At 72.0% G+C, this 19558-nt stretch carries 13 protein-coding genes; 4 read left to right on the top strand and 9 right to left on the bottom strand.

Annotated elements, in window-relative coordinates; translation table 11 throughout:
• Positions 1-47: 47 nt before the first annotated feature.
• On the bottom strand, positions 48-287 hold the full coding sequence (locus tag D7044_RS23410; RefSeq protein WP_120681812.1) for a DUF397 domain-containing protein: 240 nt from the start codon (positions 285-287) through the stop codon (positions 48-50).
• Between the two features lie 255 nt (positions 288-542).
• Here D7044_RS23410 and D7044_RS23405 point away from each other — a divergent pair, with 255 nt between their 5' ends.
• Both D7044_RS23405 and D7044_RS23395 read left to right on the top strand, forming a co-directional pair.
• Complete coding sequence (locus D7044_RS23405) at positions 543-1190, top strand: GGDEF domain-containing protein (RefSeq protein WP_120690204.1); 648 nt, start codon at positions 543-545, stop codon at positions 1188-1190.
• A gap of 863 nt (positions 1191-2053) precedes the next feature.
• A complete protein-coding gene (locus D7044_RS23395; RefSeq protein WP_120690202.1) occupies positions 2054-5407 on the top strand; it encodes a glycosyltransferase in 3354 nt (1117 codons plus the stop codon).
• Positions 5408-5478: 71 nt separating this feature from the next.
• Here D7044_RS23395 and D7044_RS23390 read toward each other — a convergent pair whose 3' ends face one another.
• The 3 genes from D7044_RS23390 to D7044_RS23380 form a co-directional block, all read right to left on the bottom strand.
• The gene (locus tag D7044_RS23390) at positions 5479-5748 is read right to left on the bottom strand and encodes a hypothetical protein (protein WP_120681806.1); all 270 of its coding nucleotides are present in this window, start codon (positions 5746-5748) and stop codon (positions 5479-5481) included.
• 174 nt (positions 5749-5922) lie between these two features.
• Positions 5923-6396: an SRPBCC family protein gene (locus D7044_RS23385; protein WP_120690201.1), complete on the bottom strand. Its 474-nt coding sequence runs from the start codon at positions 6394-6396 to the stop codon at positions 5923-5925.
• Positions 6380-6724, bottom strand: coding sequence for an ArsR/SmtB family transcription factor (locus D7044_RS23380; protein ID WP_120690200.1), 345 nt, complete (start codon positions 6722-6724; stop codon positions 6380-6382). The genes D7044_RS23385 and D7044_RS23380 overlap by 17 nt, the downstream gene beginning before the upstream one ends.
• A gap of 154 nt (positions 6725-6878) precedes the next feature.
• On the opposite strand from D7044_RS23380, the gene D7044_RS23375 reads away from it, so the two are divergent.
• Entirely contained in the window at positions 6879-7529 is a 651-nt protein-coding gene (locus D7044_RS23375) for a flavodoxin family protein (RefSeq protein ID WP_120690199.1), read from the top strand.
• Positions 7530-7723: 194 nt separating this feature from the next.
• Here D7044_RS23375 and D7044_RS23370 read toward each other — a convergent pair whose 3' ends face one another.
• Positions 7724-8218, bottom strand: a complete 495-nt coding sequence (locus tag D7044_RS23370; protein WP_120682002.1) for a type II toxin-antitoxin system PemK/MazF family toxin — start codon at positions 8216-8218, stop codon at positions 7724-7726.
• A 271-nt stretch (positions 8219-8489) separates the two neighbouring features.
• Between D7044_RS23370 and D7044_RS23365 the strand changes: the two genes are divergently transcribed.
• The gene (locus D7044_RS23365) at positions 8490-9686 is read left to right on the top strand and encodes a serpin family protein (protein ID WP_233563407.1); all 1197 of its coding nucleotides are present in this window, start codon (positions 8490-8492) and stop codon (positions 9684-9686) included.
• 77 nt (positions 9687-9763) lie between these two features.
• Here the strand turns inward: D7044_RS23365 and D7044_RS23360 are convergent, their stop codons facing one another.
• Genes D7044_RS23360 through D7044_RS23345 form a run of 4 tightly spaced genes read right to left on the bottom strand, consistent with a single transcriptional unit; the run spans position 9764 to position 19543 of the window.
• The gene (locus D7044_RS23360) at positions 9764-15283 is read right to left on the bottom strand and encodes a non-ribosomal peptide synthetase/MFS transporter (protein ID WP_120690198.1); all 5520 of its coding nucleotides are present in this window, start codon (positions 15281-15283) and stop codon (positions 9764-9766) included.
• Complete coding sequence (locus D7044_RS23355; protein WP_120690197.1) at positions 15280-18405, bottom strand: non-ribosomal peptide synthetase; 3126 nt, start codon at positions 18403-18405, stop codon at positions 15280-15282. The genes D7044_RS23360 and D7044_RS23355 overlap by 4 nt, the downstream gene beginning before the upstream one ends.
• Complete coding sequence (locus D7044_RS23350; protein ID WP_120681792.1) at positions 18402-18590, bottom strand: MbtH family protein; 189 nt, start codon at positions 18588-18590, stop codon at positions 18402-18404. The genes D7044_RS23355 and D7044_RS23350 overlap by 4 nt, the downstream gene beginning before the upstream one ends.
• Positions 18590-19543, bottom strand: a complete 954-nt coding sequence (locus D7044_RS23345) for a TauD/TfdA family dioxygenase (protein ID WP_120690196.1) — start codon at positions 19541-19543, stop codon at positions 18590-18592. The genes D7044_RS23350 and D7044_RS23345 overlap by 1 nt, the downstream gene beginning before the upstream one ends.
• Positions 19544-19558: the final 15 nt, after the last annotated feature.

Below are 19558 nucleotides of genomic sequence, written 5' to 3'. Positions count from 1 at the left end.
CACGGACTCACGCGGAAGGTGTACCAGCCGCGCACCGGCGGTGACGGTCAGGCGATCAGGTGGTCGAAGTCGCCGTCCCGAGCACCGAGCACGAAGGCGGCGATCTCGTCGACCGTGTAGATGAGCGCCGGTCCGTCCGGGTAGCGCGAGTTGCGTACGGCGACGCCACGTCCCCCGGGTAGCTCGGCCAGCTCGACGCAGTTGCCACTGGGGTTGCTCCGGCGGCTCTTCCGCCAGTCCAGCGCGGGGAGCTGGTCGGCGGGGACACCGTTTCTCGGCTGCTGCATGAAGAGGGGTCTTTCTGTTCAGGAGCCGGCCGATGCCGTTGGGGAGGAGCGGTGGCGGCGCGGAGAGAGAGTCGACATCGGACGCTGCTGCACGTGCATCTGCTATTGCATCTGCATCGGACCGCGAGCATGATAACCCACGTGAACGGTACTTATCTGTTCACATTGAGTTACCTAACCTGGGCCATGACCAGGGATAACAGGGGCCCGCCCGGGTGTGTCAGGACCCGGGAGCTGGCGTGACGGGAGGCTCGGGTGCCGGATCCGGTGAGTGTGGCGTCCGGCATCTGCGCCGCGGGGGCGTTGTTCTCGTCCTGGCAACTGCGCCGCCGGGCGATGCGCGCGGAGGCGGAGCTCGAGCACCTGCAGGCGGAGCTAGCGGCGGAGCGGCACGCCGCCAGCCACGACCCGCTGACCGGCCTGCCCAATCGACGCGCCTTCTACCGGCTGGCCGCCACGCTGCTCACCGACTCCTCCGGGCGGTCGCTGGTCGCCGTGGTGCTCGACCTCGACGACTTCAAACAGATCAACGACCAGTACGGGCACGCCGCGGGCGACCAGGTGCTGATCAGCGTGGCGCAGCGGCTGGCCGCCTTCGCGGGCGACAACCCCGTCGCCCGGCTCGGTGGCGACGAGTTCGCCGGCCTGCTGGTCACACCCACCGTCGACCGGCGTTGGATCGACCATGCCAACCGGCGTCTCTACGAGATGCTCTCCGCGCCCATCGCGATGGGCGGCTTCAGCCTGCGAGTCACGGCTTCGGTCGGCCTCGCCCCGGTGACCGGCGCGGCCCAGCTGACCGAGGCGCTGCGCCGGGCGGACGCGGAGATGTACCGGGCGAAGAGCCTGAGCCCGGGGCGGCAGGCTCGGCAGCTCGTCGACATCGGACACCTGCCCGAGTGACCCGTACGCCTCGGACCGCGCAGGGGCCACGCCCGTTCAACGCGCCGGAACGGCAAACGCGACGGCCACGGCGTCGATGCCTCAAGCCGCCGTCCCCTCTCGCACCGTCGGCGAACAATCGTCGCGAAAGTGCACGTAACTGACGAGCTGTTACCTACCTGCCTGTAACGGGCGAATATCAACGTTTGCGGACGTCCCTACCGGTCAATCCGGTTGTTCGGAATATGAAATCCCGACCATCCCCTCATCCCCACAAAGTGGACATAAGCGGCTTTCCTCCTCCCTAGCCTCGTCCGGGTGGTCGTTCACATTCACGCCGGCAACTCGCCCGCACCCCCCGGCCAAAGCGCCGCTTCCCGCATCCCGATGCCGATCTTCGTGGACGCGACCGGACGACGTGCGCGCCTCATGCGGTGGTGTGGTGTCCTCCTGGCCGCAGGCACCCTCGCGTACGTGCCGATCGTCGGCGTCGCCGTCCTGACTGGACCCTCGCTGCCCCGCTCCGCGCCACTTCTGGACGACGAGACCGGCATGGAGACCGGTGACCAGCCGCCCGAGCAAGTCGGCCCGCGGGCTCTGCCCGTGTCGGCCGGCGACGAGTCCGCGGGCCCCGTCTCCGCGCTGCCCAACGAGGCACTTCCCCGACCGTCCCTGCTGCCCGAACCGGAGCCGGAGCGTGACCGACCGGTCCCGGCCCCACCACCGCCGACGTCCGACGGAGAACCGTCCCCGCCGTTGCCCTCGACCGCGGCGCCCACCCCGCCGCCCCCGTCCGTCGCGGCCCCGAGCCCGTCTGCCCAGACTCCCCCGCCCGCCGTGACGCCGACCGCGCCCGCTCTCCTCCACGCCGCCGCGAGGGCCCGATGACCGGGACGACGGCGGCGGCGTCCGCGCTGCCCAGAAAGCGACGTCGGCTCCGGCTTCCGCTGCGGACGAGCTGGGTGGTAACCGGGACCCTGGTCACCGTCCTGCTCAGCCTGCTGCTGGTCGAGGCCTACGCGAACTCCGAGTTCACCCCGGACCACTTCCGGGAGGTCGGCGATCAGAGTTCGGTGCCGGCCGAGATCATCTCTGGCGGGCCGGTGATCGACACCACCGGAGGCCGGACGCAGTCCTACCGCATGCCACCTCGCACCATCGCCCTCACCTTCGACGACGGTCCCGATCCGACGTGGACGCCGCGAATCCTCGACGTGCTGCGACACCACCAGGCAAAGGCGACGTTCTTCGTGGTCGGCAGCCAGGTGGCGCGCCATCCCGACCTGACCGGACGGGTCGCTGCCGAGGGTCACGAACTCGGGGTACACACCTTCAGCCACCCGGAGGCGACCCTGCTGCCCAGTTGGCAACGGCGGCTCGAGTACACCCAGACCCAGATGGCGATCATGAACACCACGGGGGTCCGGACGAACCTGCTGCGCTTCCCGTACTCGTCGCGGGCCGACGCCGTGGACAACGAGGCGTGGGCGGCCATCCGGCAGGCCGGAGGCCTCGGTTACCTCACGGCGGTGAACGACACCGACAGCCAGGACTGGGCCAGGCCCGGGGTTGACACGATCGTGCGGAACATGACCCCGCCGACCGGGCAGGGCGCCGTCGTGCTGCTGCACGACGCGGGTGGCGACCGGGCCCAGACGGTCGCCGCGCTCGACCGGTTCATTCCGGCGATGCTGGCCCGCGGCTATGACTTCGTCACGGTCGGAGAAGGCCTCAACCAGACCCGGGACGAGGCAGACGACGACGGCGTGGCAGCGGTCCCCGCGAACCGGCCGGTGTCGGAGGCCGAACGCTGGCGCTCCGGGTCGGCCGTCATGGCGGTGCGGGTCGCCGACCTGTTCATCGCCACGCTCCGGGTGCTGTTCGTGGTGGCCGGGCTCCTGATGCTGCTTCGTACGCTGCTGCTGCTCGTCCTGGCACCCCGGCTGGCCTGGCGTCGTCGGCGCGGGTACTGGGGGTCGCCGGTCACCGAGCCCGTGTCGATAATCGTGCCGGCCTACAACGAACAGGCCGGCATCGTCGCGAGCGTCCGGTCACTGGCCAACGGCGACCATCGCGGAATCGAGGTCATTGTCGTCGACGACGGCTCGACCGACGGAACAGCCGACCTCGCGGAGGCGCTCGGACTGCGCAACGTGCGGGTGATCCGCAAGTCCAACGGCGGCAAGCCGAGCGCTCTCAACACCGGCATCGCCCACGCCAGCCACGAGATCATCGTGATGGTCGACGGCGACACGGTGTTCGAGCGGGACTCCGTACGCCGGCTGGTGCAGCCGTTCGCCGACCCGTCGGTCGGTGCAGTCGCCGGCAACGTCAAAGTGGCCAACCGGCGAGGCCCGCTCGGGTGGTGGCAGCACATCGAATACGTCATCGGCTTCAACCTCGACCGCCGCCTGTACGAGACGCTCGGTTGCATGCCGACCGTGCCGGGGGCCATCGGGGCGTTCCGCCGACGGGTGCTGCTCGCCGCGGGCGGCATGAGCGACGACACCCTCGCCGAGGACACCGACATCACGATGGCGATCCTCCGAGCCGGCTGGCGCGTGGTGTACGAGAAGCGGGCCCGAGCATGGACCGAGGCGCCCGCCTCCCTGACACAGTTGTGGCGCCAACGGTATCGCTGGAGCTACGGCACCATGCAGGCGATGTGGAAACACCGCCGGGCGATGTTCGACACGGGGCCGTCCGGCCGGTTCGGCCGATTCGGTCTGCCGATGCTCGCCCTGTTCGGTGTGGTCCTGCCACTGCTCGGGCCGGTACTGGACGTGATGGCCCTCTACGGACTGTTCTTCCTCGGCGCCACCGAGACCGCCGTGGCGTGGCTGCTGATGCTGGCCGTACAGGCGGTCACCGCCCTGGTGGCCTTCCGCCTCGACCGTGAGCGCCTCCTGCCCCTGCTGGCGCTCCCTCTGCAGCAATTCGCATACCGGCAGCTGATGTACCTGGTCCTGCTCCGGTCGACGATCACCGCGCTGACCGGCACCCGGCTGCGGTGGCGAAAACTGAAGCGTGCCGGTGACCCGCCGACCGATCGCCGCGGGCACGTAGTGGACGGGAGCCTGATGCACGCAAGCGTGGCACGACCAGAGGAGACCGATCGCGCCACCGAGCCGCCCGCCGCCCGAGCAGGCCGTGACCGCTGGTTCGACACACTCCGCGCCCTGGCCCTGACACGGGTGATCACGTACCACATGTGGGGCTACGCCTGGATGAGCTTCGCGTTCCCCGCCATGGGCGTCATGTTCGCGCTCGGCGGCTCGCTGATGGCCCGGTCCCTGGACCGTACGTCCGTTCAAGCGGTCAACAGCCGACTGCGGCGGCTGTTGCCGGCGATGTGGATGCTGGGCGCGGTGCTCGTGCCGGTGATGGTCTGGCAGGGCTGGCCCGATCGCCCGGCGTGGCCCGGGCTGTTGACCTGGCTGATACCGATCGCCCAACCGGCGGGCAGCGCCTGGGCGCAGGACGTGACCGGTGTGCTGTGGTACCTCGTCACGTACCTCTGGCTCGTCCTGCTCTCCCCCGTGCTCCTCGGGCTCTACCGCCGATGGCCGCTACCGACCGTGCTGCTGCCCCTGGCCGCCGTCGTGATGCTGCAGACCACGTCGCCACCGCTCAGCGGCGGCGTCCACTCGGTCGTCGTCGACCTCGCCACCTTCGGCGCATGCTGGCTCGTCGGATTCGCCCATCGCGACGGTGCGCTGCACCGCATTCCCCTGCCGGCACTGGTCATCGCGGCGGCCGTGTGCCTGGGGATCGGGGTCGGGGCCGGGTGGACAGTGGCGGGTTCCGCGGGAGGCATGGACCTGAACGACATCCCGGCCGCGCAGGCGTTCTACTCGCTCGGCTTCGTGCTCCTGCTGCTCCGGGCCCGCCCCCCGATGGCGTGGCTGGCCCGGGCCCGACCACTGGACCGCCTGGTCACCTGGCTGAACAGCCGGGCCCTGACCATCTACCTCTGGCACAACGCGGCGATCGCGGTCTGCTTCGTCGTCGGCGACCGGATCGACGCCTGGCGGCTCGGGCAGGTCGGATACCTGGCGGTGGCGCTCGTACTGCTCTTCGTCGTCGTGCTGCTGGTCGGCTGGATCGAGGACGTCAGCGCTCAGCGGCGTCCCCGGCTGGTGGGATGGCCGTCCCGCACCCCCGCGGCGACCCCGCGCGCCCGACGCGCGTCGGTCCCCGCCACAGCGCGGCAGGTCCGGGCGAGCACCCGGACCTGACCACGGGTCACAGCAGGAAGGAGGTGCACGCGGAACGGGCTCCGACCGGTGGGCCGGAGCCCGTCCGCCCGTCAGAAGGGGCGTCGCTGGCGGGGAAGCCAGCCCGTGAAGCGTTGCTGCAGTACGTCCACCGGAACGCGGCGCAGCTCCGCGGACGCCGCGGCGAGGCAGCTCGCCAGATAGACACCGAGCGCCGCCCGGTCGTGCCCGTACTCTTCCAGCAGCCGACTCTGCTTGGTGGCACAGGGCCAATCTGCACCACAGGTCGAGCAGATCCAGTCCGCCGTGACCGGCAGATGATCGTCGGGGGAGGCTGGGTGTGGACGTGTGCCACCGTTCATCGCGGCATCCCTCTCCGTCTCCGACGGCGATCCCCTCGCCGTCCCCGTGCGGAACCCGGAACGCCTCCCCAGTGGCATAATGAGCAGCGCTCGCGATCCGGTAGGCGTTACAGCACCATCCGACAGAGACGGATCGGGCACGGCGGGGCACCCCGTCGGATGCCCCGCCGTACGTCAGACCAGGGTGGCCAGGTGCCGCTCCAGCGCGGCGTACGACTCGGCCGCACCCTGCGTCATACCGGTGTCGAGCATCCCGTCGCGCTCCTGCTTCGTGTCGAAGCGGCTGGTGCTGGAGACGACGGTCCGCCCGTCCTGCTCGGTGAAGGTGAGCGTCTCCTCCAGCACGTGCCCGGGCATCCCCTCGTACTCGAAGGTCTGCACGATGCGCTCCGGCGCCACGATCTCCCGGAACTCGCCCCGGAACGCGTAGGAGTTGCCGTCCTGGGCGTGCTCCACGAACCGGTACCGGCCGCCCACCCGGAAGTCGATCTCGATGTCGAGCGGGTTGCCCCGCCCCCACCAGTGCTTCAGGTGCTCCGCCTGCGAGTGCGCGGCGAAGACCAGGTCGCGCGGCGCGTCGAAGGCCCGGGTGAGGGTGATCTCCAGGTCCGACGGCAGTTCGATCACGAGGTCACTGAGCTGGCTCATCGTCTTTCCCCTTCAGGTTGTCGAGGTATGCGTCCAACGTGTCGTAACGGTCGTCCCAGAGTTTTCGGTACTGGTCGACCCACTCGGCGAGGGTGCGCAGCGGGGCCGGCTCCAACCGGCACCGCCGCCACTGCGCCTCCCGGGTACGCACGATCAGCCCGGCCCGCTCCAGCACGTTGAGGTGCTTGGAGATGGCCTGGACGCTGACCGGGAACGGCGCCGCCAGCTCGTTGACCGTCGCCTCTCCGGCGGCCAACCGGGCGAGGATCGCCCGGCGGGTCGGGTCCGCGAGGGCGGCGAACACGGTGCTGACCGGATCTGCTGTCATCGCCTTCTCTCAACCACTTGGTTGATAAACCGATGAGTTGAATATACGCCGACCCGGCACGCCGTCAAGCCGAATCGCGCAACTTGGTGCCTCAGGTGTTTCGGACGTCCGGGCGGGTAACAGACACAGAACGCGACACCGGGGAGGAACGAACGTGGCGACGATCCGTGCCCTCGTCCTCAACTGCACGCTCAAGCGGTCACCCGCACCGTCCAGTTCGGAGGTGCTCGGCCGCGAGGTGCTCGACGCCCTGGCCGAGCAGGGTGTCGACGGTGAGCTGATCCGAGTCGTCGACCACGACGTACGCTTCGGGGTCACCACCGACGAGGGCGACGGCGACGGCTGGCCGGCGATCCGGGCCAAGATGCTGGACGCCCGGATACTCGTCATCGCCACCCCGATCTGGCTCGGCCAGCCCTCGGCCGTCACCAAGATGGTGCTCGAACGCCTCGACGCGGAGCTCTCCGAGACCGACGACGAGGGGCGTCTGCTCACGTACGGGAAGGTGGCGGGCGTCGCCGTGGTCGGCAACGAGGACGGCGCCCACCACACCATCGCCGAGGTCCAGCAGGCGTTGAACGAGGTCGGCTTCACCTGCCCGGCCGCCGGCGCCACCTACTGGGTCGGCGAGGCGCTGCAAACAGTCGACTACCTCGACGCACGCCCGAAGCCGGACACCACCGACCGCACCACCAGGGCCCTGGCGCTCAACAGCGCACACCTGGCGCGGTTGCTGGCCGAGCAGCCGTACCCGCCGCCGGACGCGCGGTCCGCTGCGGTCGGGTCGAGCCGCGAGCCCGCCTGACACCCGCGGCCGCGAGGCCGCGGCCCTACTTCCCTACCGGGTTGATACCTCAGAGTCATAAAGATGCCTCTGGGGTATCAAGCTCACAGCGATGCGGGACCCCAGAGCGAGGCCGGCAGAGCCTACGGTGACGCCGCGGGTCGCCGTCCGGGGAGCGGTCCAACAGCGGCCGGGCAGCGACCGGTCGACCAGGATCAGCGCCAGCCGTAACCGGCGCGCAGCGCCCTGCCGATCCGATCGAAGCGGGTCCGGTCCAGGATCGCGCCCTCGCGGCGGATGCTGTCCTCCCGCATGGTGAGCACCCGGTCCAGCCGGATCCAGCTGGGCCGCTTGTCCCGGTCCCACTCGCCGGGGCCGAGCGCGAGCCAGTGCCGCTGCCCGTCCCGGTCGCTCTTGCTGGAGAGCATCAGCCCGAACAGCGTCCGGCTCTTGCGGCCGACCACCAGCACCGGACGATCCTTGCCCTGGCGCGGGTCGTCCTCGTACGGCACCCAGGTCCAGACGATCTCGCCCGGGTCGGCCTGCCCGTCCAGCTCCGGCGCGTACGACAGCTCGCGGCGCTGCAGCGCGGCCACCTGGCGTCGGCGCGCGACCTGGGCCGGCGTGGGCTCGGCGCGTCGCTGGCGGGGAATGACCGCCCCGCCCGCCCGGCTGATGCGTGCCGCCACGTTCCTCAACAGACCTGCCACGGCCAGGAAGCCTATCCGCCCGGTCCGGGCCCTCCGCGCCCAGGGACACGCGACGCCGGCGGGCGGGCGAGCCCCGACCACGCTGATCAACTCGGGCTCCTTGAAGTCGGGGTGACGCTGGGCCCGGGACACCCCGACTTCACCGAAGCCGAGTTGATCTTCGCCAACGACCGTCCCGGGACGGTACGGCGGGGCTGACGGGAGCGCCGGCAGCGGGCACAGTGGAGCGGTGATGTCTTCCACCGGGCCTGTGGTCCGATACGCGGAACAGATGCACCGTCTGATCGGCGGCGAGCACCACATCGCCTCCCCGCTCGGCGCCTGGCTGCTGCTCGCCCTGGTCGGCCCGGCCGCCGCCGGCGGCACCCGGGCGGAGCTGGAGGAGGTGCTCGGCGCCGACGCGGACCGCGCCGCCGCGACCGCCCGCGCGCTGCTGGACACGCCGCACCCGCTGGTCGCCTCGGCCAGCGCGCTGTGGGAGCGTGCGGCGATCGAGGCCCTGGCCCAGTGGCGGGCGGCGTTGCCCGAGAGCACCGAGACGGGTCCGCTGCCCGACCAGCCCGCGTTGGACGCGTGGGCGCGGGAACGCACCCTCGGCATGATCGAGAAGTTCCCGCTCACGGTCGGCCCGGAGACCCTCCTCGTCATGGCCACGGCCCTGGCCACCCGGGTCGCGTGGGCCACCCCGTTCCAGGTGTCGCCCGCCGACGCGCTCGGCCCGGCCAGCGCCTGGGCAAGCGAACTGCGGCAGGTGCTGCGGACGCCGTGGCACGGCCACACCTGTTGGATCGCCGGCACCGCCCGGGCCGGCGACGTCGCCGTGCACGCCGCTGAGGCGAGACCGGAGCGCGTCGACGGCCGGGAGTCCGGGCTCCTGGTCGTCTCGGTCGCCGCCACGCCGGACGTACCCGCACCGGACGTGCTCGCGGCCGCCCACGAGGTGGCGACGAACGCGACGACGTTCCCCGGGCGGGGGCGACGCTCCCTCTACGATCTGCCGCTGGGCGAGACGCCGCTCTGGACGATCCGTGAGGAGCACACCCGGTCCTTCGGGCGTGAGGAGCTGTTCAGCGCCCTGCTGCCGTGCTGGAAGGCGGAGAGCCGGCACGACCTGACGGCGAAGGGGCTCGGCTTCGACACGGCGGTGCGAGCCCTCGGCGAGCTGATGGGCGCTCCGGACCTCGCCTACGAGGCGACTCAGGCCGCGGTCGCCCGCTACGGCCGGTACGGCTTCGAGGCTGCCGCGGTGACCGCGCTCGCGGCGGTGGCCGGTCTGCCACCGGAGGCCGTCGTCCGCGCCGCCGAGCTGCGCTTCGGTCACCCGTACGCCGTCGTGGCCGTCGCCACCGACACCCGCGACGGCGTGCCCGCCGGCCCGTGGCACGGCCTGCCGGTCTACTCGGCGTGGGTGGCCCGGCCGGAGGAGCTGCCCGCTGCGGACCTGTCCGATCGGCCCGACCTGCCTTGACCTGCCGTCGCCGCCGCCCGTCGCCGACGATCGGCGGGGCTGCGGTGGGCCTCCGGCCACGGCCGGAGGCCCACCGCTCACGCGGCTACCGGAACCTTCTCCTCCTGCTCGGCGGCGCGGGCGGCGAGCCGCCGCTCCCGCTCCTGCGCGCCGATCAGGTCGTCCGGCAGCGAGTCCTCGACCTCGAGGTCGAACCGGCGCAGCAACCGGATGGCGAAGCCGCCGACGGTGATGAGTACCAGCATCGCGCCGAAGCAGACGTACGCGAACGCGGTCCCCCGCCCCGGCCCGGTGCCGATCACCGCGCCCACCGAGTCGGCGAGCGCCCCACCGGGGGCGAACATCGGCTCGAAGAGGCCGGTGGCGGCCGGTGCGAGCAGCGCGAACCCGATCGGCAGGGTCGACCAGGAGATGGTCTGGTTCAGGCTGAACACCCGGCCGTGGAAGCGCTGCGGCACCTTGACCTGCACGATGGTGGCGTAGATGGACTGCGCCGTGGTCATCGCCATGGCCAGCCAGAACACCCCCACGCAGATCATCGCGACCGAGGCGTCCAGACCGATCAGGATGCAGCCGATCGCGGTGCCGAGGTTACCGACGAGCACGCCGATCATCCGCCGACGCCGAGGCCCACCCCAGAGCGACATCAGCACACCGCCGGCCACCGCGCCGAGCGCCTCCGCGAGCGCCACCTGCGCCACCTGGGTCGCGGTGCCGAACGACAGCACCAGCGGCGTGATGAGCACCAGCGCCGGGGCCAGGAAGATGTTCCCGAGCGCGAAGTAGCCCAGCATCAGCCGGAACCCGCGGTGCTGCCACGAATAGCGCAGCCCGTTGGCGATCGCCACCAGCAGCCGCTCCCGCGGTCGCCAGCCCAACGCGTCCGGGAAGCGGACCAGGGCGAGGGTGAGTACGGCCACGACGTAGCTGGCCACGTCCAGCAGCACGATGCCCTTCAGCTCGATGGCGGCGAGCAGACCGGCGGCGAAGACCGGCATGAGCAGCATGGCGAAGCCGTTGGAGAGCTGCGTGATGCCCATCGCGTGGCCGAGGTAGCGCTTCGGCACCAGCTGCGGCACGGCCGACTGGAACGCGATCCGCTGGAAGGAGCCGGCCACCTGGCTCAACGCCACGAGACCGTAGATGTGCCACAACGCCAGGCTGTCCGTCCAGAGCAGGGCGGCGAGCACCACCTGCACGGAGCCGGCGCTGCTGCTGGCGATCATCATGATCTTCCGCCGGCTCACCCGGTCGGTGATCGCCCCGGCGATCGGCAGCATCAACACGCCGCAGATCAGGGCCAGCGCCCAGAGCATGCCCAGGTTCGCCACCGACCCGGTCTGGTTGAACAGCCAGATCGGCAGGGCGAAGGCGGTCAGCGCCGACCCGGTGGTGGAGACGAGCTGCCCGGCGGTGACCGCGACGAAGCGGGCCATGCTCGGCTTGACCGTCTCCGCCCGCGGCTGCTCCTCCACGCCGACGCGCAACGTGTCGTGCACGGCCCAGCTGGCGTCCTCGCCCCGCTCCTCCCGGCTGAGTTCGGCGGTGGTCCCGTCGCCGACGGCCCGGTGCGTACGGGTGACGATCTCCGCCAGCTCGTCCGCCCGGTACTTCAGGAAGAAGTGCCCGGCCTGGTCGAGCACGACCAGCGCCAGCGTGTCGCTGAGGAACCGCCACTCCGTGTACCGCTCGATGTAGTAGTCGGTGACCGGATCCTCGGAGCCGACCACCGAGACGATCGGGGCGCGCAGCTTCGTCGCCTGCCGGTCGAGCAGTCCGGTGAAGTACTCCTCCGAGGCGCGGGAGTCGGCCCGCATGTTGCTGATGATCCGGTCGGCCTGCTCCGGATCCAGCTCGTCGGTGTCGACCCCCATCGACTTCAGCCAGCTCGCGTAGTGCCGGTTGCTGCGCAGCGCCTCCAGCCGGGTGCGGATCGCCGCGAAGATCCCCTTCGGGCGGGCGAACGGGAACATCGCCCCGATGTAGAGCGCCTCCAGCTCACGGCCGGCGGCCTCCACCTTGCGCGCCACCTCGGTGACGATCGCGCTACCGACCCCGCAGTGGCCGTAGAGCACCAGCGGGCCCTCGACCCGTTCCAGGATCTCCTCGGCCACCCGGGTGGTCAGCTCGTCGAAGGGCAGCGCCTCCTCGGTGAGCCCGACGTCGTGCCCGGGAATGGCGAGCGACCAGAGCGCGTGCCCGGCCGGCAGGGCGTCGGCGAGGGGCTGGTAGACGATCGCGCTGCCGCCGCCGTACGGCACGCAGACGTACGAGACGACGCGCTGGTTCGCCGGAATCGGCTTGGTCAGCTCGTAGAGCAGCCGGCGGGGCCCCTCCTCACCGGTGGCGCCGGACATGAAGGCGGCCAGTTCCCGGATGGTGCGCTGCTGGAACAGGTCCATCACACCGACCGGCCGGCCGCCGTGCTCCGCCTTGCGGATCTTCGCGACCACCTGGGTGGCGAGCATCGAGTGCCCGCCGAGGTCGAAGAAGTCGTCGTCGATGCCGAGCGTCGGCACGCCGAGCACCTCCGACCAGATTCCGGCGAGCAGCCGCTCGGTGTCGTCGCGCGGCTCGACCAGCGCCACCGACGCCTCGCGGGTCACCACCGGCGCGGGCAGCGCCTTGCGGTCCAGCTTGCCGTTCGGGCTCAGCGGCAGCGCGTCGAGAGTCACGAACGCGGCCGGCACCATGTACTCCGGCAGCGTCTCCTTCAGCGCCGCCTTCACCTCGGTGTGCTCGGCCGCGCCCACCAGGTACGCGGTCAGCCGCTTGTCACCCGGGGTGTCCTCCCGGACGATCACGGCGGCCTCGGTCACCCCGGGCTGCTCCCGCAGCGCGCTCTCGATCTCGCCCAGCTCGATCCGCAGGCCGCGCAGCTTGACCTGGTGGTCGATGCGGCCGAGGAACTCGATCACGCCGCCGGTCGCGGTGGCGTCGCCCGCGGCGGGCGCGAGCCGCCAGCGGGCCAGGTCACCGGTGCGGTACAGCCGGGCGCCCGGCTCACCGGAGAACGGGTCGGGCACGAACCGTTCGGCGGTCAGCGCCGGCCGGCGATGATAGCCGCGGGCCAGCCCCACCCCACCGATGTGCAGTTCGCCGGCGACCCCGACCGGGCACTCGTTCCCGGCGGCGTCGAGCACGTGCAGCCGCAGGTTGGCGATCGGCGCGCCGATCGGCACGCTGCTCAGCCCGCCCAGCAGCGCCGGATCGCAGTGCCACGAGCTGACGTCGATGGCCGCCTCGGTGGGGCCGTACAGGTTGTGCAGCCCGCACCACGGCAGCCGGGCGGTGAAGTCGACGGCGGTCGCCACCGGCAGTTCCTCGCCGGAGCAGATCACCTGCCGCAACGCGGTCGCGGCCTCGACGCCCTCCTCACTCAGGAAGACCGTCAACATCGACGGGACGAAGTGGGTGGTGGTCACCGCCTCGGCGACCAGCAGGTCCCGCAGGTAGCCGGCGTCCTTGTGCCCACCCGGCTTCGCCAGCACCAGCCGGGCGCCCTCGCGCAACGGCCAGAAGAACTCCCACACCGACACGTCGAAGCTCGCCGGGGTCTTCTGGAGCACCGCGTCGGCGGAGCCGATCAGGTACCTCTTCTGCATCCAGTCGAGCCGGTTGACGATGCCCCGGTGGGTGTTCGGCACCCCCTTCGGGCGGCCGGTCGAGCCCGAGGTGTAGATGACGTACGCGAGGTGCTCGGGGCCCGCCACCGGGGCCGGATCGGTGGTCGGCTGATCCGCCCAGGCCCGCTCGTCGTCGAGGACCAGCACGGTCGCGCCGGTCTCCGGCAACACGTCGCGCAGGTGCTCCTGGACCAGCACCACGGGGGCGGCCGCGTCCGTGACCATGAACGCCAGCCGGTCGGCCGGGTACTCCGGGTCCAGCGGCAGGTACGCGCCGCCGGCCTTCAGCACCGCGAGCAGCGCCGCCACCAGCTCCACCGAGCGCTCCGCGCAGACCCCGACCAGGGTCTCCGGGCCGACACCGGCCGTACGCAGCCGGTGCGCGATCCGGTTCGCGGCGGCGTTCAGCTCGGCGTACGTCACCGAACGGCCCTCGAACCGCAGCGCGACCGCGTCCGGGGTGCGGGCGGCCCGCTCCTCGATCGGCGCGTGCAGCGTCTGCGTACGCGGGAAGTCGGCGGCGGTGTCGTTCCAGCCCGCCAGCAGCTCCCGTTCCGCCGGGGCGAGCAGCCCCAGCGCCGAGATCGGGGTGTCCGGGGCGGCCACCACGGCCCGCAGCAGCGCGCCGAGCCGGCCGGCCATCCGCGCGACGGTCTCCCGGGTGAACAGGTCGGTGTTGAACACCAGCTTGCCCCAGAGCCCGTCGACGGTCTCCACCGCGTGCAGCTCGAAGTCGAACCGGGTGGCCCGCAGCTCCATCGGCGTCCAGTCGAACGCCACGTCGCTCTCCCCGGGCACCTCCGCGTACCGGCCCATGTCGTAGTTCTGCAGCACGAACATGGCCTGGAAGACCGGCGACCGGCTGACGTCGCGGGGCAGCCCCAGCTCGTGCACCACCTTCGCGAACGGCACCTCGCCGTGCTCCAGCGCGTCCAGCACACTGCGCCGGGTGCGCTCGAGCAGCTCCGCGAAGGTCGGGTCGCCCGCCAGCTCGGCGCGTAGCGGCAGCATGTTGATGAACATGCCGACGACGTTCTCCAGCTCCGGCGCGGAGCGGCCGGCGACCGAGGCGCCGACCGCGAAGTCCTCCTGCCCGGCGTGCCGGGCGAGGAACACCTGGTACGCCGCGAGCAGCGTCATGAACAGCGTCCCGCCGTAGCCGCGGGTGAGCGCGTTCAACCCGTCCGTGGTCGCCTTGTCGAGGGTGAACTCCACGAAGTCGCCACGGTAGGTCTGGGTGGCCGGTCGCGGCAGGTCCAGCGGCAGCTCCAGCGGGGTGATCCCGGCGAGTCGCTGCTTCCACCACTCCAGGTGCCCCTGCGCGGCCGGACCGGCCAGCTCCTCGGCCTCCCAGACCGCGAAGTCGCCGTACTGGACCGGCAGCGCCGGTGGCTCGCCGCCGCGGTAGAGGGTGATCAGGTCACGCAGCAGCAGGTCCACCGACCAGCCGTCACCGACGATGTGGTGCTTGCCGAGGAAGAGCACGTGCTCCTCCGGGGCCAGCCGGATCAGCAGGGCCCGCAGCAGCGGCCCGTGCGCCAGGTCGAACGGCTCGGCGGCGGCCGCCTCCACCAGCTCCTGCGCGGCCGTCTCGTCGGCGGCGTCCACGATGGTCAGCGGGACCTCGACGGTCTCGTCGACGACGACCGTCGGCCGGCCGTCGGCGTCGGCCGGGAAGCGGGTACGCAGCGACTCGTGCCGCCGGGTCAGGCCGTCGAGCGCCGAGCGCAGCGTCGGCACGTCCAGCGGGCCGCGTACCCGCATCGGCACCGCGATGTGGTACGCCGCCTCCCCCGGGGCGAGCTGGTCCATGAACCAGACCCGTTCCTGGGCGTACGAGAGCGGCACCTCGGCGTCGGTGGGACGCACGGTGATCCGCGCCGCGGGAGCGGCGGCCTGCCGCCGCCGCAACCGCTGCGCGATGAGGGCCTGCCGGGCGGCATCCCGCGCGGGGTCCTTCAGGTCGGTCATGAGGGCTTGTCCTTCTCCGCCGCGAGCAGCGCGGCGACCTCGGTCTCGGAGAGCCCGTCGAGCTCGGCGGCGATCCGCTGCTCGATCTGGGCGGCCAGGTCGGCCACCACCGGGCTGGTGAACAGGGCCCGCATCGGGAGTTCCACCTCCACCTCGGCCCGGATACGGGCCATCGCCCGCATCCCGCGTAGCGAGTTGCCGCCGAGGGCGAAGAAGTCGTCGAGCGCGCCGACCTTGTCCACCTGCAGGATCTCGGCGTAGACCTCGGCGACCAGCGCCTCGGCCTCGGTGCGCGGGGCGACGAAACCGTCGGCGGTGGGGGTGCCGGCCTCCGCTGCGGGCAGCGCCGCGACGTCCAGCTTGCCGTTCGGGGTGAGCGGCAACGCGGGCACCGCCACGAAGGCGGCCGGCACCAGATGTGCGGGCAGCTCCCGGGCCAGGTCCGCGGCGAGCGTCGCCGGGTCGGCGGTGCCGACGAGGTAACCGACCAGCTCCGGCTCACCGGAGTCGGATCGGACCACCACCGCCGCCTCGCGCACGTCCGGCCGGGCCAGCAGCGCCGACTCGATCTCGCCGAGTTCGATGCGCATGCCCCGGATCTTCACCTGGTTGTCGCGCCGACCCAGGTACTCCAGCGTCCCGTCCGGCCGCCGGCGGGCCAGGTCCCCGGTGCGGTACATCCGCTGCCCCGGCGCCCCGTACGGGCAGGGCAGGAAGCGCTCCGCGGTGAGGCCGGGCCGGCGCAGGTAGCCGCGGGCCAGCTGGTCTCCGGCGATGTACAGCTCGCCGACGACACCCGGCGGAACCGGGTTGAGCCCGGCGTCGAGCAGGTACGCCTGCGTGTTCCAGGTGGGCCGGCCGATCGGCACCGGGCCGGCGGGCACCGGCTCCCCCGGCGCGATCCGGGCCGCGACGCAGCCGACGGTCGCCTCGGTCGGGCCGTACTCGTTGATCACCGCGACGTCCTCGTGCCCGGCCCGCCAGCCGGCCAGCTGCTCCCCGGTGAGCGCCTCGCCCCCGATCACCAGGTCGGTGGTGGGCGACAGCTCCGCCTCCAGCAGCGGCAGGTGGCTCGGGGTGACCTTGAGGAACGTCGGGCGGCCGCCGGTGCGGGCGGCGGGGTCGTCGAACGCGGCCAGCCGCACAGTGCCGCCGGCGGTGAGGGTGCCGAGCAGCCCGGTGACGGTCAGGTCGAACGAGACCGGCGAGTGCAGCAGCGCGGTGCCGGCCAGCCCCGGATAGGTGTGCCGGGCCCAGGCCAGGTACGCGGCCACCGCCCGGTGCTCGACCACCACACCCTTCGGTCGTCCGGTCGAGCCCGAGGTGTAGAGCACGTACGCCGGGTGCTCGGGACGCAGCGGGGCGCGCCGCTCGGCGTCGGTGAGGTCCCCGCCGGCCAACTCCGCACCGGTGCCGGCGTCGAGCACCAGCGCCCCGGACGGGACCAGACCGGCGGTGGCGGAGGTGGCCAGCACCAGCGCCGGTTCGGCGTCGTCGATCAGGTACGCGATCCGGCCGGCCGGATACCCGGTGTCGACCGGCACGTACGCGGCGCCGGACTTGAGCACCGCGACGATGGCCACCACCAGCTCCGCCGAGCGGGGCAGCGCGAGCGCCACCCGGGTCTCCGGTCCGGCGCCCCGCCCCACCAGGAGCCGCGCGAGCCGGTTGGCCCGGACGTTCAGCTCGGCGTAGGAGAGCGCGACGCCGTCGTGGACCAGTGCGGTGGCGTCCGGCGTGGCCGCCGCCCGCCGCTGCAGCTCGTCCACCACAGTGGTCGCGGGCACCGCCTGCGCGGTGTCGTTCCAGGCGGTCAACGCCCGCTCCCGCTCCGCGTCGTCGAGCAGCGGCAACGCGGAGACCGGCCGCCGCGGTTCGGTCACCGCGGCGTCGAGCAGCCGGACGTAGCGGGTGGTGAGCGACTCCGCAGTGCCCCGGTCGAAGAGCGCGGTGCGGTAGACCAGCCGGCTGGTCGTGGTGGTGATGTCGAAGGCCAGGTCGTCCTTCGTGGTGCCCAACGCGACCGGGTCCAGGCCGGAGTCGGGGATGTAGTTCAGCGCCGTCTGGAAGATCGGCTGCACCGACGGGTCCCGCTGCGGGGCGACCGCCTCGACGAGCCGCTGGAAGGGTGTCTGCCCGTGCTCCATCGCGTCGACCAGCCCGTCGCGCACCCGGGTCAGCAGGTCGGCGAAGGTGGGGTCGCCGGCCAGGTCGCAGCGGAGCGCCACCGGGTTGACGAACATGCCGATCAGCGGGGCCAGCTCCGGGTTGTCCCGGCCGGCGGTGGAGACCCCGACGACCACGTCCTCGTCGCCGGAGATCCGGGACAGCAGCGCGGCGAACGCGGCCAGCAGCACCATGTACGGGGTGGCCGCCGCGCCCGTGGCGAGCGCGGTCACCCGGTCGAGCAGCCCCTCGGGCAGCTCGAAGTGGACCTCGTCGCCGGCGAAGCCGAGCTGGGCCGGCCGGGGTCGGTCCAGCGGCAACCCGGTCGCGGCGGGCGCCCCGGCCAGCCGCTCCCGCCAGAAGGTGAGCTGCCGCTCCAGCTCCGCGCCGGTGAGCTGCTCGCGCTGCCAGACCGCGAAGTCGGCGTACTGGACGGGCAGCTCGGGCAGCTCGGCGGGCGCGCCGGTCAGCGCGGCGCGGCTGAACGCGGCCAGTTCGGCGGCGAGCAGCACCGCCGAGTGGCTGTCGAAGACCGCGTGGTGCACCACGAAGAGCAGCCCCACCTGCTCGTCGGTGAACCGGAGCAGCCGAGCCCGCCACAGCGGCGGGGCGTCCAGCGGGATCGGCGTGCGACCGAGCGCGGTCAGCTCGGCGTCGTAGCGCCGCGCCTGCTCGGCGCCGTCGAGGCCACGCAGGTCGACCTGGGGCAGCTCGAAGCGCTCCGCCGCGCGGACGACCTGCACCAGCGCGCCGTCGTCGACCCGCAGGTAGCTGCGGAGCGCCTCGTGCCGGGCCACCAGCCGGTTGACCACGTCCTCGGCCTGCTCCGGGGTGATGCCGACGGGGAACCGCCACGGGTTGGAGACGTTGTAGACCGGCGAGGCCGCGTCGAGCTGGTTCGCGATCCAGATCCGCTCCTGGGCGAACGACGCCGGGAAGGCCCACTCCTGGGTCATGACGCCGTCTCCCGTACGCTGCGCGGCCGCATGTCGGTCCAGACGGTGTCGACGTGTGCCAGGCACTCCTCGCGGCTGCCGGTGAACCCGGCGTCGTGCCAGCCCGCGGGCAGTTCCCGGTCGGTCGACCAGATCGAGTACTGCTCCTCGTCGTTGCGGACGACGAGGAATCGGGGTTCGGCCATCACTTCGCTCCGTTGCTCTCAGGGGTGTGCGGCTCGGCCATCGCGACGGCGATCTTGCGGGGGCCGGTGAACGGCTCACGGCCGTGGGCGGCGGTCATGTTGTCCACCACCAGCACGTCGTCGCGCTGGTAGTCGAAGCGGACGCTGGCGGCCCGGTACGCGGCCCGCAGGTGGTCCATCACGTCGGCGGGGATCTCCCCACCGTCGCCGTAGTAGGTGTTCGACGGCAGCTGATCGGCGCCGAACATGGCGAGCAGCCCCTCCTGGTAGTCCTTCGGGAGGGTGCTGAGGTGGAAGAACGTCGCGTGGTTGAACCAGCGCGGGGTCTCCGAGCCGGGGCGCAGGTGCACGGCGTCGCGTACCGCCCGGGTGCGCAGCCCGTTCCTGCCGCGCCACTCCAGCTGGATCCGGTTCGCCGCCGCGTACGCCTCGACCTCGGCCCGGTCGTCGGTGTCGAAGACGTGCTGCCACGAGGTCCCGAAGTCCTCGTGGAAGTTGCGCACCAGCATCCAACCCCGCCGGACGAACTCCTCCCGCACCTGCGGGTCGATCTCCCGGTACACCTGCCGCACATCCGCCAGGGGCGTCGCGCCCTGCGTCTCGGGCGCGGTGACGCAGTAGAAGAACAACGTCAGCGGCCAGCGGGCCTGGTACGAGTTCTCGTTGTGCAGGAAGATCTCCTCGTCCGGCGGGTAGTCGGTCGAGGTGTAGACCTTGCCCTTGATGGCGTGCCGGGGGGACGAGCGCTCGGTGTAGGTCAGCGGCTCCCCGGAGAGGGCGCGCACGACCTGGTCGAATCCGTCCACCCCACCCACGTCGAAGCCGCGGAACAGCAGTCCGCCGTGCTCGACCAGGGCGGCGCGCAGCTCCACCCGACGGTCGGCGATGAGTTCGGTGAGGGCGCGGCCGTCGTTCTCGACGACCACCGGCAGTGTGGCGATCGTGTCGCTCATGGGTTCTCCAACTCC

The organism is Micromonospora musae, assembly GCF_003626635.1.
Taxonomy (GTDB): domain Bacteria; phylum Actinomycetota; class Actinomycetes; order Mycobacteriales; family Micromonosporaceae; genus Micromonospora; species Micromonospora musae.
This window is presented reverse-complemented; position numbering and strand designations above follow the sequence as displayed.

What these genes read in the sequence shown, in the direction of transcription:
- D7044_RS23410 (WP_120681812.1), bottom strand. Translation starts at nt 287, where the DNA reads ATGCAGCAGCCGAGAAACGGTGTCCCCGCCGACCAGCTCCCCGCGCTG.
- D7044_RS23395 (WP_120690202.1), top strand. Translation starts at nt 2,054, where the DNA reads ATGACCGGGACGACGGCGGCGGCGTCCGCGCTGCCCAGAAAGCGACGT.
- D7044_RS23390 (WP_120681806.1), bottom strand. Translation starts at nt 5,748, where the DNA reads ATGAACGGTGGCACACGTCCACACCCAGCCTCCCCCGACGATCATCTG.
- D7044_RS23385 (WP_120690201.1), bottom strand. Translation starts at nt 6,396, where the DNA reads ATGAGCCAGCTCAGTGACCTCGTGATCGAACTGCCGTCGGACCTGGAG.
- D7044_RS23380 (WP_120690200.1), bottom strand. Translation starts at nt 6,724, where the DNA reads ATGACAGCAGATCCGGTCAGCACCGTGTTCGCCGCCCTCGCGGACCCG.
- D7044_RS23365 (WP_233563407.1), top strand. Translation starts at nt 8,490, where the DNA reads ATGCACCGTCTGATCGGCGGCGAGCACCACATCGCCTCCCCGCTCGGC.
- D7044_RS23360 (WP_120690198.1), bottom strand. Translation starts at nt 15,283, where the DNA reads ATGACCGACCTGAAGGACCCCGCGCGGGATGCCGCCCGGCAGGCCCTC.
- D7044_RS23355 (WP_120690197.1), bottom strand. Translation starts at nt 18,405, where the DNA reads ATGACCCAGGAGTGGGCCTTCCCGGCGTCGTTCGCCCAGGAGCGGATC.
- D7044_RS23350 (WP_120681792.1), bottom strand. Translation starts at nt 18,590, where the DNA reads ATGGCCGAACCCCGATTCCTCGTCGTCCGCAACGACGAGGAGCAGTAC.
- D7044_RS23345 (WP_120690196.1), bottom strand. Translation starts at nt 19,543, where the DNA reads ATGAGCGACACGATCGCCACACTGCCGGTGGTCGTCGAGAACGACGGC.